The organism is Rhizobium sp. 57MFTsu3.2 (genome assembly GCF_012932765.1).
Taxonomy (GTDB): Bacteria; Pseudomonadota; Alphaproteobacteria; order Rhizobiales; family Rhizobiaceae; genus Rhizobium; species Rhizobium altiplani.
Genome location: NZ_JDWI01000033.1, coordinates 35,336 through 50,787, shown reverse-complemented (window position 1 = coordinate 50,787; position 15,452 = coordinate 35,336). Strand labels below are relative to the sequence as shown.

The window sequence follows — 15,452 nt, the reverse complement described above, 5'->3', positions numbered from 1 at the left end:
TGTATCTTCCTGCGCTCTTCGCTCAGGTGGATCGAAATGGGAAAGTCGAGCCCGACAGCTACGGCGTGATTGCGATGTGGAAGACGAATCAGTAGATTGGCATTTGGCGTCCCTCGCGTGCAACGTTGACACTTATCCCATGCTGACGGAACGCCCCGGGGGACACGTGATGCGACGAGTTAAATACAGTGCCGTGCATGCGCCAATCTACTCTCTCCTCGCATTGTGTCTGCCGGCCGGGATCGCGGTAGGGCAGGAGGTCGCGAAACCGGCTCAGAAACCCTCTGAGACGAGCAAGGCGGATGAGCGTTGGATTCCGAAACTGCGGCTCGGGGATGACACCGCCTACCTGGAATTTTACGGCCAGATCAACAAAGGCTTGCTGGTTTACGACGACGGCGGTTCGACCGACAACTACTTCCCCGTCGACAACGGCAACTCTTCGACACGTGCCGGCTTTCGCTTTTACTCCAAGATGGAGAACAACTGGTCGGTGGGCGGAAATCTCGAATGGGAATGGACGCCCTATTCGACAACGAACGTCAATCAGCTCAACAAGGGCGACTACGATTGGGAAGCACAGCTTCTGCGAAAAGCAGAAGTTTATATGGAGTCGAAGGAATACGGGAAGTTCTGGTTCGGCCAGGGTAGCATGGCGTCTGATGGCAGCGCCGAAGTCGATTTGTCCGGCACCTCGGTCGTCGGCTATTCGCTTATCTCGGACATGGCCGGCGGACCGTTCCTCAGGTTTGATGACGGAACGCTCTCTTCAATACGCGTCAAAGACGCTTTCACAAACTACGATGGTCTCGGTCGAAAATTGCGATTCCGCTACGACAGTCCATCCTACGGCGGATTCAGCGTGTCGTCGTCCTTTGGGACGCAAGTCGTACCTGAGCCGAGTGACGTCGCCGTGTGGGACATTGCGTTGCGCTACGACCAAACGATCGAGGACGTCAAAATCAGCGGCGCATTGGCGTTTTCGAGGCCGGGCGATGGCAATTCGATCTACGACGCCTCGGTTTCACTGCTACATCAGCCAACGGGCCTGAGCCTTACCCTTGCAGCCGGCTACTCGGACAAGGAGTCCATCGATGGACACTACGGCTATGCCAAGGTTGGTTACCAGACGGATATATTTGAAGTCGGCAAGACAGCCTTCTCCGTCGACGCCTATTTTGGTCGGGACATCAAGGGCAAGGGAACGGATAGCGATTCCTACGGTGTGCAAGTCGTACAGAATCTCGATTATTGGCAGACCGAACTTTTTGTCGGTGCACGTACTTATTCGTACGACGACGAAGTCTCAAGTGTCCAAGACAGTTATGCTGTGCTCGCAGGCGCCAGACTGAAATTTTAGCGATATCGCACGCTCGCCGTTCGAGCGCGCAGACCCTTCAACGAGGGCCTGGCTTGTAGCGGCTAAGAACTGCGCGGTTGGATCCAGCGGTCTCGAAAAGCTCATTGACGCTGTTCGAAACGCTATGATGTTAAGCATAGGATCCGGTGCCTGAACGTCATCGAGCGCAACATGCACAGACGAGTTGCGCTCGATAGTCGGGTAGCCGCGATCGATAGGCGCGACTTACGGATCCCACGTCAGCAAAAACGCGTCAGATCCGAGGGTTGACCCGGAACGTGACCGCCGAACTTGGCCGGCGATCGTCGCTGGTTACAAGGTCGCCCGTGCGAATAGGTTGGTTCAACGCGGACGCTACTATTGTCGCAACCCAACTATCCCTATCGGCCCGGTCTTGTCCCACAAGACCCAGTGGGGCCGGTCCCCGTGTGCAGCATCTTGCAACTACGTTCGCTGTAGTTTGAATGCTGTACTTGGTTTCAAGTGTTCGGATACGCGGGCACTCCCTTCTACATTTAGCAACGTTCAGACATATAGCGGGCAACTGCGGTACTAAAAAAGCATAACTATTTTTAACCCGTCATTTGTACTTGTGCCGTAGCGTGTCGCTCAACCTGAGCGAGGATGGCATGCACGGTCTGGGCAATGATGTGGCTAATTTTTCCGGTCGAGATTTCATTCGACGGATCGTCTATCCCATGGCAGCAGTCATGGTTGTCGCAATCTTGATCGTAACCGTCGTCCTTGTCTTGTCGGCACGCCAACAAAACAAGCTGGAAGTCGAAGCGTCCACGAGACTTGCGACAACCGCACTCCAAGTAAAGGCCCGAGAGGTCGGACGGGATCTGCGCAACTATACCATTCGTCAGGATGTCTACGAAAACATTAGCAGGAGTGGCAACATTGCCTGGGCCGCGACGGACGGGAATATCGGGCCGAACATTTACAAGGACCTCGGCTACGAACTGGTATTCGCCGTCGCTCCAGGCAACCGCACGATCTATGGGCTGATCGATGGAGAGCCGAAGGACGTCGACGCGCTGAAAGTGATGCCACGCGGACTTCGGGATCTTCTGAATGTCGCCTCCATTCAGGCCGACCCAACGACAAGCTTGATCAAGTCCGGGAGCGATATCTATGTGGTGGCGGCAAATGGAATACTTCCGCCCTCCATTGACCGTTCGAACGTAAAGCCAAGAGACCTCACCATGTTGGTTTTCGCCGAACGACTGGACCAGAAGTTTCTCGATCGGATGGGGCGCGACTACTTGCTGTCCGATTTGAAAATCTCGCTTGATCGAGTTGACGATGCCGAGGCCTCGATCCCACTCCTGACTCAGGATCGCGTTTTCCTCGGAACGATCTCCTGGTCTCCGCCGAAACCGGGCGAGCAGCTCCTTCGCTTCATCTTGCCACCACTCGGCATCGCCCTTGTCGTGCTCGCGGCATTTGCCGTTCTGGTGGTCAGAAACGCTCGCCGTTCGACCTCGGCTCTGGAGGCCTCGGCAAAAACTGTCGAAGCATATGCACAGACGCTCAAAGAGAGTGAAACCAGGTTCAAGGATGTTGCTGAAGCTTCCTCCGACTGGATTTGGGAGAGCGATAATGATCTCCGACTGGTCTACTTCTCGACGCGCTTCAGCGACGTCACGGGACTTTCGCCACAAGCCATTCTCGGCAAGACGTTCGAACAATTCTTCTCGCGTGATACGGATGCAGATGGCTGGAGGCAACTGATGGCAGGTAGCAGCGATCAGCGCGCCTTCCGGGATCTGCGTTGTGCTTATCGGGACGCCAACGGCAATGGGCGCATTTGCCGGCTGGCGGGGCGCCCGATCGTTGCTTCGTCAGGGGAGTTCCTGGGTTTTAGAGGAACGGCGACTGATATCACCGAGGAGGTGGAAGCACAGGAGCGAGCCAGCCATCTTGCCCATCATGACGCACTCACGGGTCTACCCAACCGAGCGCTCTTTCACGAACGGCTGAACATCGCACTGGCAGCGACCGCGGAACAGACTGCACGCGTGGCAATCATCTGTCTCGACCTCGATCACTTCAAGGAAGTGAATGATACGCTCGGACATGGGGCAGGGGACCTGCTTCTCCAGCAGTTGTCGAACCGTCTGCTCGGATGCGTGCGCAAGCACGATACGGTCACCCGTCTCGGTGGCGACGAGTTTGCAATCATTCAAATGGGCGTTGCTCAACCCCTTGAAGCAGAGGAGCTTAGCCGAAAGCTGATCGATGTGGTGCGCGCACCCTTTACGATCGAAGGGCAGGATCTGCACGTTGGTGTCAGCATCGGCATTGCCATTGCAGACGCCACAGAGACCGATCCCGAGCGCCTGTTGAAGAATGCCGACATTGCTCTTTACAGAGCCAAGCAGAGCGGGCGTGCCACCTACCGGATATTCGAAGCGCAAATGGACGCCGAACTCCAGCAGCGCAAGGCACTGGAATACGACCTCAGACAGGCGGTTCTAAAGGACGAGCTGGAAGTCCACTATCAGCCCCTCATCGATCTCGGGAAGCGTCAAGTTGCTGCCGTGGAAGCGCTCGTAAGGTGGCGTCATCCAGCACGCGGCTTGGTATCGCCTGCCGATTTCATACCATTGGCCGAAGAGACTGGCCTCATCGTTTCGATCGGCGAGTGGGTGCTCGAGACGGCCTGCCGCCAGGTGCTCGATTGGCAAAACCTTCGAGTTGCGGTCAATCTCTCCCCGGTCCAGTTCCGAAACAGGGAGTTGGTTGAAACCGTCCGCCAGGTTCTGGTGCGGACCGGTTTGGCGCCTGAACGGCTCGAACTTGAAATCACAGAAAGCGTGCTGATCAATGATGCGTCGGCTGCACTCGAGATCCTGAACGGTCTGAAGAACCTTGGCGTGAAGATCGCCATGGACGATTTTGGAACCGGTTATTCGTCACTGGGCTATCTGAATTCGTTTCCGTTCGACAAGATCAAGATAGACAAATCCTTCATCGGCGACATGGACAGCAAGGACAAGTCCGGGGCCATTGTGAAATCCGTGATCGGCCTGGGGCAGAGCTTGAACATGGTTACGACAGCCGAAGGCGTCGAGACACCGGAGCAAGCGGAATTCCTGAGGCAAGAGGGTTGCGACCAGGTCCAAGGTTACTATTTCAGCAAACCCGTGACAGCGCCCGAACTGTCCACGTTCATTGAGCGATGGGATGGCGCCAGAGCCTGGGGCGACGTCGCTGCCTGACCGAGTGTATCGGCGGCAAAAGACAGACGGCAGGAGTTTCCCGGCACGTTCCAATAGTCAATCTGGAAGGCGCGCATAGCAGCTATTCGGCTTTTGCGTTTGCCTCACATTCCCGTTTGCTTATTTTGCATCTCCCGTCAGGTCTGCGTTCCCTGGCTTTGGTCCGAGGTAGAGATAATCGGAGGCATGATGCAAAACATGATTGTCGCGGACAATCACATGGCGTCCGTTGAAAACGGCACCAAGACGATTGCGGTTCGCGTTGGATACTGCACGGTCAAGCCGGGGCCCCTCGAGATCAGATCCGCGAGTGGATGTTGGCCAACGACCCCGGTGTACGTCGTTTCCGTCCAGAGAAAATCGATCTCGGCACTGAGTTCGGACGAGCTCAGCCAAAGTGGTTTTTCCAACGTCAATACACTGGTCAAGCAACTCCAGCCCGCCCATCCCTGTCTTTCGACAGATTCCGATGTCACCGTGATCAATTGGAAGGTGGCCAGTTAGCGGTCAATGTGCGGGGTTCCCCGAGACGTTCCGATCAGTGCTTCCGGTGTCGAGGCTTCAGTCGCATGGGCGTGGAGGAGGCACCCTCTCTCGACGCAATGGCTCGCCCTTGCCAGCTAAGCAATACAGAGAGCCGCGGCTTGTCGCTTGAAATGCGAGCGTTTCTTGTGACAGAACGCCGGGGAAATCACGAAGGAAGCCGAACGTGAAACTGGACATCGAAGCTGTCGCCGAAGAGGCAAAGACTTGGCGCCGACACATACATCAAAACCCGGAACTGCTTTTCGATCTGCCTGAGACGGCGGCCTTCGTTGCAAAGAAACTACATGAGTTCGGTTGCGATGAGGTTGTCACGGGGATCGCGAAGTCGGGTGTCGTGGCCGTCATCAACGGCTCAAGAGGTCCGGGCAAAACGCTTGGCTTTCGCTGCGACATGGATGCTCTTCCCATGTCGGAGCAAACCAATCTGCCTTACGCATCAAAAGTGCCGAACCGCATGCATGCCTGCGGTCATGACGGCCACACTGCAATGCTGCTTGCTGCGGCGAAGTGCCTGGCCGCAAGCCGCGATTTTCCAGGTGCGATCGTGTTGATCTTCCAGCCCGCCGAGGAAGGCGGTGGCGGTGCCCGCGTCATGATTGAGGAAGGTCTCCTGGAGCGCTTCGGGATCGAAGAAGTCTACGGTATGCATAATGAGCCAGGCGTCGATGTTGGTTCATTCGCCATACGCAGCGGTCCTTTCATGGCAGGCGCCGACCGGTTCCTGGTGACGATCAACGGCAAGGGTGGGCATGCGGCATCCCCGAACCTCACCCGGGACCCGGTATTGGTAAGTGCGCATATGATCACCGCGCTGCAGTCGATTGCGTCCCGGTTTACCGATCCCTTCGATCCGGTTGTCGTATCGGTCACCTTCATGAACGGCGGCAACGACCAGGCTCTTAACGTGATTCCTGCATCGGTTAAGATAGGGGGTACTATTCGAACAATGCAGCCTGAAACGCGCAACGCAGTCGAGCAACGCTTCCGCGATATCGTGGGGATGGCAGCCAAGCTCTTCGAAACGGAGGCCGAGATCACCTGGATTCCAGGATATCCGGTCACCGTCAACGACGAGGAGAAGACCCGCGTGGCCGTGTCGGCTGCCGCCAACGTCGTAGGGGCGGGTCGTGTCGAGACGGCCTATGCGCCATCGATGGGGGCTGAAGACTTCGCATACATGCTTGAGCAACGCCCGGGCGCCATCATTCTCGTCGGGAATGGAGACAGTGCCTACCTTCATCACCCTGCATACAATTTCGACGATAGAGCAATCATTTACGGCGTCAAATACTGGTTGTCATTGGCAAATCAGGAGCTCGGGCGCCTTTAGCGTCCATAAGGCACCTGTCAGGCGTGCAAACAAAAAGGCCGGCACCTCCCTCGGCGCCGACCTCTCGTAATCTGTCTCAACAACAACTGCCAGTACATCCGTGGTCAGCCGTCAGAGACATGATGGGTTGAATGTAAACCTTTGCGAAGAAGCGTCAAGTACAGCTTCCGGAGCATGCTGCCGCCGCACGACGCGGTCAAGCCGTCACCAGTACCCAGCAAAAGCCGGAATGAACGCCCCAATCGCAATCAGTGCCAATGCTGGCCAGTTTTTTGGAGATACTGGCCTCGGGGTTCGAGCGTGCGGCCACCCTGCAACGTTCGATGCGGATCACTCAGCCGTCTATCAAGCGTTGGCCGGAAAGGACGAGTGTTCCGGCGACAACAAGAGCTGCGCCAATCAAGATTGCCCACATCACCGCCTCCGCGATCTTGGGGGACCCGTATATGGCTAAACCCGATCCAGACTTGATTGTTCCGTATCTGTATCGGGGAGGATGATCGAAGCCTCTGCCAGTTTTTCCCGCGCAACGCGTTCCAGCGCGGCTCTTTCGTGCTCGCCTTGCTTCCAAAGTGCCAACAGCAATGTGGCGATCTGAAGTACTGCTTTCCTGTCCCTAGCAATTCCTTCCTCGCGACAGATCGTCTTAAGGACAGCATTCACGACGGAGAAATCGACACGGTCCATTAGCCACCCGCGCCGGGAGGAACGTCGTTCGTCAGAAGTTCCTTACGCTGACTAGTATCTTCGGCAGCCGCGTCGATCAACGCGTCAGCAGACTGCGTAAGGCCCACCCCCGCTCCGCGAGATCCGGAATAGGCTCCATCGAGGACGGCCAAACCAGCCGGAGTAGTTGTCGTGGCGTTCTTCATGATTTTCTCCACGGCGCCTGCGCTAGCCGTCTTTCGACTGAACTGCGCGCCGAGACCTTTGCAACAGTGCCAGGCCCACTTGGCCGATGCCGAGTAACGGGCGCCGCGGTATGGTGGTAAAGTAGCGAGATCGAAGTGGTTCAAGGTTGCAAATGTCGCTTACGCGCCCTCTGTGAGAAAATTGAAAAAGCAAAGCCCGACGGACGGGGTCGTCGGGCTTTTTTGCATGGACCTACAGACGTGTGGACCTGACAGCAGAACGCTGCATCTCGAGAATTAGCGGTTATGGCCGAAAGTTTCAAGCGCGTCCAGATGCCCATATGAGCAGGATCTCAATCGTTTCAGGCGCTCGGTCTGCATGTTGTGGAAGTAGGAGGGAGGTTCACGAGAGGGCGAGAACCTCCCCTTGCACTTCTGAAGAGAACTCCTCTGCGGCGGGGATCCGCATGATTGGAGTTAGGCCTTTACCTTTGTCTTTTCCATGTTTCCACATTCCTAATATACGCTTACCCGCAGATGCGGTCCATTTGCTCAAAAGCATTAAGTCCCCGGTGGAAACGTGTCCGGAAATTTCGAACAGGTGGAACTAGGCACTGGCGTCGATGCCACTGAAGAGCGGAAGTGTCGAACAGGTCAGTTCTGTCATCCATTCTTCTTCCCTTGTGCCGAGTAGAAAGAGTGTGGATGCAATAGCCCGCTCTTCCAGATGGGAACCGATAACGAAGGGCGAAGCCTCTGTCGGAGCTAAGTCTCAGTCACGCCTCGATGACACCGTTGTCTTCGCCATCCCAATATTTCAGCCGGTCCGCTTGGACCTTGATCAGAAGAAGTCCCGGGGTCTCAACGCCTTGTGGAAACCAGCGTTCCAGATCTTTCACCCAGTGGTCATCGAACATGCTGCGATCGCGGACAAGTGACGCTTTGCCCTCAATCGAGATGAACATGCCGGGCCTGCCGAGCATGCTGGGCGCTTCGCAAAAGGCGAGCGTCACGCAAGGATCGCGATCGATGTCAGTGATTTTTGAGGTGTTGTCATACGAAAAGAAATAGCTATCGCCATCATACTCGGTGTCTCCATTGTTGCTCATGGGGCGATTTGCGATTACTCCGCTCGATGTCTTCGTCGACATCATGCAAAAGTCGATCTTGCGCATCTTTTCGGATAAATCGGCCAGTGACTTGCCTGCCATTTCAAAACTCCCATACAGAGCTGCGGATCGGCGGATCCTTGTCCGTGAGATGGAAACGGTCTTTGTTAAAAAAGGTTCGCCGCCACTGAGGAAAGGAGTGCCGAGAGCCTTCGCTCGCCCGCTCCTGCCGCGGCCACACAGTTTGATTGTGCGCACTACCGGCGCCGCCTTGTCGGCGCATCGTTTAACGGTTTGTTCCTGCGGTTGATAATTCGGCTACGCTCTTGCCCGGTTCTTTAAATGCTCTCCAAGCCCGCCGGAGTTGGCCCATCCCAAGCTACAGGTCGAACGGATTCCTCGTCTGGCATCCTTAGCCGGGCGGCAGGCGGTCAGCAGCACCGCCGATTTTCTGCCGCTCCGGCATGGGATCGATGAGACTTAATGGCCCTGCAGGACAAGGGTCTGTACAGGCAGCAACAGGGCTTGCAGCCGTAATATCATCGCGTGGACGAGCCCGACAGTGTCCACGACATGCAGGAAGATCCAGCGCAAGGTGCCGATGTTCTTGTCGGCAAGCGCGTCGTGGTTATTCGTGTAGGCGTTGGCGATGCAACTGCTTCCCGGGGGAACGCCGTTGAGGCCGCCGGTAAAGAGTGGCTCCATGAAGACGGTCAGGGTCCCAGGCTGCGATACCTGCCGGACGTCGAGCAGTTGGTCTGTCGGCCGATATTGACCTGCGGCGATGACGTCCTGAACCTCGGTTACAACCATCGGAATGATGGTGAACGGCCGGCCGATGCAAGTCGCCTCGGCGATCATTCCCGTCTTCAACACCTGCGCCTCGATCTGCCCGAAGCCGGCGATCAGCACGTTTTTGCCCGCACTTTCTGGGACCAGGATGCCGGCGGGACGCAGCAGCGGGTTGACCACGTCGCCGCGACGCAGCGTAAATTGCTGCACCGTCCCGGTGACGCCGGCCCTGACGACGGTCTTGTCGAGATCGACCTGCGCCTGTTTTTCGGCCGCCTCAGCGCTCGCCTTTTGAGCCGGCAGAAGTTCTTCGATCTGCGTTTGCAAGGTCTGCTTTTTGGCGATGTCTGAATCGAGCGCACCCTTTCGACTGTCGATGTTGGTTTCAAGCCGCTCAACCTCGCGCCTGGCCACGGCGTCGTTCTTCAAGAGCTGCTTCTTCATCTCGTATTCGTCGACGGCCGTTTGGTAGTCTCCCTGGGCTTGCTTGATTTCGCCGTCGGCGCTTGCAAGCTCGCTCTGAGCCACTTTCATTGCGGCGTCGACTTCGGCAATCTTGCGCCTGGACGCATCGAGCGCGGCCTTCTGGGCGTCACTGTTGAGCCTGAACAGCGGGTCCCCGGCCTGGACCTTCTGGTTGATCCCGACATATACCTCTTCCACGCGCCCGCCTGTTTCCGGCAGAATTGTTACGGTGCGGAATATGGCGGTGACATTCGACGTCGATGGATGGAAGTAGAAGATCATGGTGATCAGCGAAATCGTCAGCAGGAGACAAGCAGAAATGCCCCAGCGCAGCTCGTACCACACGCTATAGAGTGTGATTTCGCGGCCGATCCGCTTTCCTTGGCCATAGCGTCGGTAGAGATAGTCTGGAACGATCGTCAGCAGGGAACACAGGATCAGTTCGAACATGGCTCAGTTGCCCTCTCCGTGGGAGTCCACCTTCGATTCTGACACGATCGGCTCTTCTCGAACCAGCGCTGGGTCTCCTGTCGACTGGACGTCACGACCGGACAGTTTCCCGAGCGACCGGGCAATGGAGTAGAGCGGTGTCGAGAAGTCCGGAAATTCGATGAAAGCCAGCAAGAGACCGGCAATCCAGAAAAGATGGTTGTGCGTGAACAACGAGATCAAACCCAGCACCGCCACGATTTCCAGCTGGATCTTGCTGGTCTTATGCGCCATTCGCTCTGGAAGCGCATGTAGCTGAAAATAGAGATTGCCAATAACGAGGACCATGACCAGGAGAAAGATAGCGACCGCCACGAAAAGATAGTCGGTCTGCCCAGGTGCGGTGATGAAGACTGGCAGGTGCTCAATCGCGGCAGGATGGATTTCTTGGTCCATGTCGGAAGTCCCATCGAAGGATCGTTGTTCCTGTCGTACCTGTAGAGACATAGCAAATTCCAGCGAGCTGAACAGGGAATTTTTCGATTACGACGGGCGGTGTTTCCCGGAACTTTCTGGCTGGTCTGTCCCTCGCGTTCGCAGACCACTCCAAGCGCATAGTGGCTCAGGAGCCAGCGGAGGTCTAAGATGTAGCGGGGGCAGGGGACGGAGCCATGAAATACTTTATAATGGTCGATTACGTGATCGAAGGCGTCTTTGACACCATGAGAGAGGCTCTTGCCGACGTCGAATGTCGCAAAGTCCTGGGCTACACGGCACGTATCAAATTGATACCGGAGGACACGCCGGAAGTCCGCGAGGAACTGGCTAAGGAGCAGAGGCGGCGATACGACGAGGCGGAGCAATTGGTGAATGGGCAGATCAAGACAGCGCAACGCCGAATCATGCAGCGTAGGGCACAAGCCAAGGCCAACAAGATCGGGCTCGGGTTTGGGATGTTTACCGGTGTCACCGTCCTGGTTTTCATTTTGCTTTAGACTGATAATAACTTTTCGATGATCGGCCGACTGAGCGCCGTCTTCCTCCACGCGGAGGTGCGCGGTTCGGCAGAAAAGCCGGTCGGGAGCAAAATTAGGGCTCTGTTGCAAGAATTCCGTTGATACCCGAACGAGTGCGGTCAATTTTCAGCGAGATTTTTGATGATGATTTGTTGTTTGCGGGTGCCGTCCTCTCACTCATCGCGGCGCTCGCAACCTTCCACGTCGAGATGCTTACGGCGGGTCAAAGTATGCTGCGCCAGATCGCCAGGGGCCAGCGTCGTAGACGATAACCGAGCGAAACGCGTCCGACCGTCAACTGTACTTCCCTCGAAATCGAGGTGACGGCCTAGGGCCGGCTGGCGGATGAATACCGTGCGGCGCACTTGGAATGATCGCCGATAGCGGCCAGAGCGAAAAAGCAAACCCCGGTATCGCCCGTCACACTCTCGACGCCGGATTTGGCCTGCGCCCCAACCAGGGGAGGTACAAGGGCACCCGAATTACGTCTTGGCCGAATTGCGCCGCATAGGCTTTGGCAGGAGCTGGATTGCGCTCCTTCAAGGAAATTCAGTGATCTCGTCGCAGCGTGGGATCAAAAAGCACGTCTACGTTTTCCTTTGAAGCCGCCGAAGGCTTTCGAACATCACAGAGAAATTGGGGGCGGGGTCACTCGTCTTGATTACGACGTATTGCTCATTATATATAGGGCATCGACTTTTGCTTTTTGAGCTTTGCTTTGCGTTATATGACGCAGCTGGCGAACCTTTTCTTACAGACATCGATCATTGACTGCCGACGGCTTTCGTCGGGCAGCAACTACTCGTGCGATTGAAAAGGATAATCGTCATGAACACAGGTATCGTTAAGTTTTTCAACACTACTAAAGGCTTCGGCTTTATCCAGCCTACGGACGGCAGCAAGGACATCTTCGTTCACATTTCCGCCGTCGAGCGCTCAGGGATGAGTTTCCTGTCTGAAGGCCAGAAGCTCAGCTTCGACGTCGTCGAGGATACCCGTTCGGGCAAGAGCGCCGCTGAAAACCTCCAAGCCGCCTAAAGAAACCATCGGTCTTTTGCCAGGGATCTACTGGCATCGACCGAACATTTCAAAAGTCGGAACTCCCTTCCTTTCCTCGTTTTCAGAGATAGTGATCGAATGAAAAAGACAAATGCCGACCAGCAAATCCAGCGGGCCCTCCGTCAGGTGAAGAACACCAGTGGCGGCGGTCACCTTGGCGGAACGAATTTCGGGCAATCGTACGATGCGAAGACATCGTCTGCCAAAGGCAAGTCCGACGGTAGCCGTAGAAATTCCCGCAAAGCCTGATCGCCTGCTGGAGAGGTAGCCTTAATGGGAGTGAGATCATGACCATCACGAAAGACGCGTTTTTCAACCCTGCCAAACTTTCTGCCGACGCGAAAGCGACGCAGATGAATGCGACAGTTCGCAATATTCTCGAAGCCGAAGTGGCGGAACGCGAAAAGAAAACGCAAAAGCTCAGGGCGCTCAGACTGGCGCAGCCTGTCGTAGAGCAGTCCAGAAAAAGTAAGACTTAGAACGCGGGCAGCCTAACCTTTCGCCTCCCTGACCACGGATGTACTGGCATGGAGATGAGATGGAAGCACAGTGGAGCCGGATTTATGTCCGGTTCCATGCTGCGGTTTAGGCACGCTAAAGCTAAGGGCGAAATTACAAGGATCTCGGAGCCAAGGAAATTAAAGGAGACCGTTTCTGATTACAAAAGAGAAATTCAGCGCAAATTCCCAAGCCATTTCGGTGGAGTTGACGCCGTCTCACGTTAAAGCCTTGAAGCTTGCGAAGGATGGCGACTTGCATTCCCAAGATGGCAAGTCCTGGACACATCTTAACGCTACCATCACTTTCGCGAAGTCAGACCGGTTCAAAGAGCGTCCAATCAAGGTGAAGTCGGTCACAACGGCGACGGTGGAGCGGCTTACGGAACTTGACCTCCTTCGCACTCTCGATCGATCCGATGGTGCGGCGCATTCGCCTCACGGAATTACCATGGCGGGCAAGCTTTGGCTTCTGAAGCACAAGTGAAGCACAGAAATCTCCCTCGCGCGACGAGGGCGAGCGTGGCGTTTATCGACGAAGTCGGTTGCCAAAGCTGCGGAGCGTGCTGCTCATACTCATCCGAGTGGCCCAGGTTCACCACGGAAGCCGATGACGATCTGGATTTGGTCCCCGGCTACTATGTGGCAGCTGACCAAGGCGGGATGCGCTGCGAAGGCTCGCGATGTTCCGCGCTGGCGGGTGAAGTAGGCATAAGCACGGCATGCCTTGTCTATGAAGTTCGGCCGGATGTTTGCCGAGCTTGTGTTCCTGGTGATGATGCTTGTCAGACCGCGCGGGCTAAATTTGGTTTCTAGCTGGCAGGTCTAAGGTTCTTTTCGCGATTAGCCTTAGACGTGCACCGGGCAATGGGCGACGGGGGCGCATTAACGGCGCGATACATTACATTTTTGAGATGTATCGAGGGGCAGCGCAGGTCAGGCGACGGAACCGGAGGCTAGTAGCCCTGCTATCGCGTGGAACTGGTGCTTCGCCATTCGGCGACATCCTCCTTTTGAACCCAGATTGTTTCTTCATCCCCAGCGCGACCATGCCCCAGCTTAAAGGTGACAACCTCGCCGAACGTTCGTCGGCCATTGGAGGGGTCATCATCGGCCAGGATCCTGACCCTTCCCAATTTCAATTTTCTGTCTGTAGATCAAAGGCTTACGCTCATATAACGAGGGGTCAGCCTTCGGTGCCACAATCTGACGGCTAAACTGCTCCGAACGCCAGATTGCTGTTTGACGAACGAGACTACTGTGGCTGACGCAGCTGCGCGGCGTCGCGAAACGAGATCAGGCGTCGCCTGTGCTCATCCCACAAAACCAGTTTTACACAGCGCAGGCTCTGCATCATGGTGATGCGGCCAATACCGGCCAATGCCGGGTGGTCTCTCAATACTTCCGGAAGCCTGTAATAGGGGACCCTACTCGACAGGTGGTGAACGTGATGGATACCGATGTTGCCCGTGATCCAGCGAAGAGCCAACGGCAGGTCGTAGTGCGATGCACCATGAAGGGCCGCATGTGGGAATTGCCATTCCGGTTCTCTCGACCAATGGGTTTCTTCAAACTGATGTTGCACGTAGAAGAGCCAGATGCCCGCGGTTGCGGCCAATAGGGCGACGGGCAGATGCACCAGCAGGAAGGGCAGGATTCCGATTGCCCATATCAATATCGTGGAGATGAGCGCGATCGCCAGATTTGTCGCCATGGTGGATATCCAAGGCAAGGAACCGGATCGCATCATGCCGAAGGGAAGCCGCTGCTTGAACAGGAACAGCCATGCGGGGCCGATGCCAAACATGATTGCCGGATGCCTATACAGGCGATAGCTGAGCCGACCGATCCAGGAACGGCGGTCATACTCCAACACCGTCAGCGTTGTTATATCGCCAACGCCGCGCCCCTCGAGATTTCCCGCCAAGGCATGATGCTCCGCATGCGCCCGGCGCCAGTAATCATAGGGCGTAAGCGTCAGGACGCCGATCACGCGGCCCGTCCAGTCGTCGATACGGCGACGCGCAAAGAAGGAGCCGTGGCCGCAATCGTGCTGGATCATGAACAAGCGAAGCAGAAAGGCGGCTGCGGGAACAATCAGAACGAGCCCGGCCCAGTAGCCGTAGTGAACCGCCGCCAAGGCACCAGCCCAGCAGAACGCAAATGGAATGGCCGTTACTGCAAGTTCGAAAACGCTGCGTCTGAGATGCGGCTGGCGATACATGGCGAGGATTTTGAGCCAAGCCTTTTCATCGGACAGGGGTGGGCTTTGATCGCGGTGGAGGGGCCTGGTCAAAGAATAGTTCCACCAATGGCAATGAATGAAGAGAAGGCAAGTGCTATCACAACGGCGGATTTGATGAGGAAAAGCGGGTAGTCGAAGCGATAGATTGGATGAAAAGAGCTCATCGCTGCTGGATCTCCTGAGGTTCGGAACGTTGTCGTAGGGACGCTCGCTTGATAATTGCTGCGCGGCCGCTTGGCGCGCTTCCTTTTGGCTTCATCTCTTGTGCTTGCAGCCCTGCAGGCGGCTTTTCGTGGCGTCCTTCATCTGATTGGCGAAGGTCGCCTCAACCCTCACCGGCGCGTTTTCCTGCTTGGGCTTCCGCGTCTCGCGGTTGCTTCGCAATTTGTCCTTTGGCCATTGGTTCGATCCTCTCAATTGAAATCGAGCTTTCCGCTTTTGTCATGAGGCGTGATCAGTGACATCACCGCCTTTCCTGAGACTTTTCCTATGCGGTATCGCAAATCCCGGCCTCGTATCGGGTTAT

Annotated in this window: 14 protein-coding genes; 9 read left to right on the top strand and 5 right to left on the bottom strand. The window is 56.1% G+C overall.

The annotated features are described in order from the left end of the window. Positions 1-139: 139 nt before the first annotated feature. The 4 genes from AF71_RS26335 to AF71_RS26320 all read left to right on the top strand — a co-directional run bounded on the left by AF71_RS26335 (position 140) and on the right by AF71_RS26320 (position 6,463). Entirely contained in the window at positions 140-1,360 is a 1,221-nt protein-coding gene (locus AF71_RS26335; protein ID WP_246733813.1) for a porin, read from the top strand. A 629-nt stretch (positions 1,361-1,989) separates the two neighbouring features. Then, positions 1,990-4,587 carry an EAL domain-containing protein gene (locus AF71_RS26330; protein WP_169683806.1) on the top strand — a complete coding sequence of 866 codons (2,598 nt, stop codon included), beginning with the start codon at positions 1,990-1,992 and terminating at the stop codon, positions 4,585-4,587. 189 nt (positions 4,588-4,776) lie between these two features. Beyond that, positions 4,777-5,091 (top strand): hypothetical protein, encoded by a 315-nt coding sequence (locus AF71_RS26325; RefSeq protein WP_246733812.1) that lies wholly within the window; start codon positions 4,777-4,779, stop codon positions 5,089-5,091. A 205-nt stretch (positions 5,092-5,296) separates the two neighbouring features. Beyond that, a complete protein-coding gene (locus AF71_RS26320; protein WP_169683804.1) occupies positions 5,297-6,463 on the top strand; it encodes an amidohydrolase in 1,167 nt (388 codons plus the stop codon). A gap of 450 nt (positions 6,464-6,913) precedes the next feature. On the opposite strand, the gene AF71_RS26315 is transcribed toward AF71_RS26320, so the two are convergent. The 4 genes from AF71_RS26315 to AF71_RS26300 all read right to left on the bottom strand — a co-directional run bounded on the left by AF71_RS26315 (position 6,914) and on the right by AF71_RS26300 (position 10,565). Then, positions 6,914-7,150, bottom strand: a complete 237-nt coding sequence (locus AF71_RS26315) for a hypothetical protein (protein WP_169683803.1) — start codon at positions 7,148-7,150, stop codon at positions 6,914-6,916. 940 nt (positions 7,151-8,090) lie between these two features. After that, positions 8,091-8,525 carry a pyridoxamine 5'-phosphate oxidase family protein gene (locus AF71_RS26310; RefSeq protein WP_029792536.1) on the bottom strand — a complete coding sequence of 145 codons (435 nt, stop codon included), beginning with the start codon at positions 8,523-8,525 and terminating at the stop codon, positions 8,091-8,093. 378 nt (positions 8,526-8,903) lie between these two features. Next, positions 8,904-10,130 (bottom strand): HlyD family secretion protein, encoded by a 1,227-nt coding sequence (locus AF71_RS26305; RefSeq protein WP_029792538.1) that lies wholly within the window; start codon positions 10,128-10,130, stop codon positions 8,904-8,906. 3 nt (positions 10,131-10,133) lie between these two features. Further along, on the bottom strand, positions 10,134-10,565 hold the full coding sequence (locus AF71_RS26300) for a hypothetical protein (protein WP_029792539.1): 432 nt from the start codon (positions 10,563-10,565) through the stop codon (positions 10,134-10,136). A gap of 215 nt (positions 10,566-10,780) precedes the next feature. Between AF71_RS26300 and AF71_RS26295 the strand changes: the two genes are divergently transcribed. The 5 genes from AF71_RS26295 to AF71_RS26275 all read left to right on the top strand — a co-directional run bounded on the left by AF71_RS26295 (position 10,781) and on the right by AF71_RS26275 (position 13,497). Beyond that, positions 10,781-11,104, top strand: coding sequence for a hypothetical protein (locus AF71_RS26295; protein WP_029792540.1), 324 nt, complete (start codon positions 10,781-10,783; stop codon positions 11,102-11,104). 849 nt (positions 11,105-11,953) lie between these two features. Next, positions 11,954-12,163, top strand: coding sequence for a cold-shock protein (locus AF71_RS26290; RefSeq protein WP_018116770.1), 210 nt, complete (start codon positions 11,954-11,956; stop codon positions 12,161-12,163). Between the two features lie 308 nt (positions 12,164-12,471). Then, positions 12,472-12,663 carry a hypothetical protein gene (locus AF71_RS26285; RefSeq protein ID WP_029792541.1) on the top strand — a complete coding sequence of 64 codons (192 nt, stop codon included), beginning with the start codon at positions 12,472-12,474 and terminating at the stop codon, positions 12,661-12,663. A gap of 220 nt (positions 12,664-12,883) precedes the next feature. Further along, positions 12,884-13,168, top strand: coding sequence for a hypothetical protein (locus AF71_RS31920; protein WP_029792542.1), 285 nt, complete (start codon positions 12,884-12,886; stop codon positions 13,166-13,168). Between the two features lie 35 nt (positions 13,169-13,203). Then, positions 13,204-13,497, top strand: a complete 294-nt coding sequence (locus tag AF71_RS26275; protein ID WP_169683802.1) for a YkgJ family cysteine cluster protein — start codon at positions 13,204-13,206, stop codon at positions 13,495-13,497. A gap of 439 nt (positions 13,498-13,936) precedes the next feature. On the opposite strand, the gene AF71_RS26270 is transcribed toward AF71_RS26275, so the two are convergent. Next, positions 13,937-14,977 carry a fatty acid desaturase gene (locus tag AF71_RS26270; protein WP_029792543.1) on the bottom strand — a complete coding sequence of 347 codons (1,041 nt, stop codon included), beginning with the start codon at positions 14,975-14,977 and terminating at the stop codon, positions 13,937-13,939. Between the last annotated feature and the right edge of the window lie 475 nt (positions 14,978-15,452).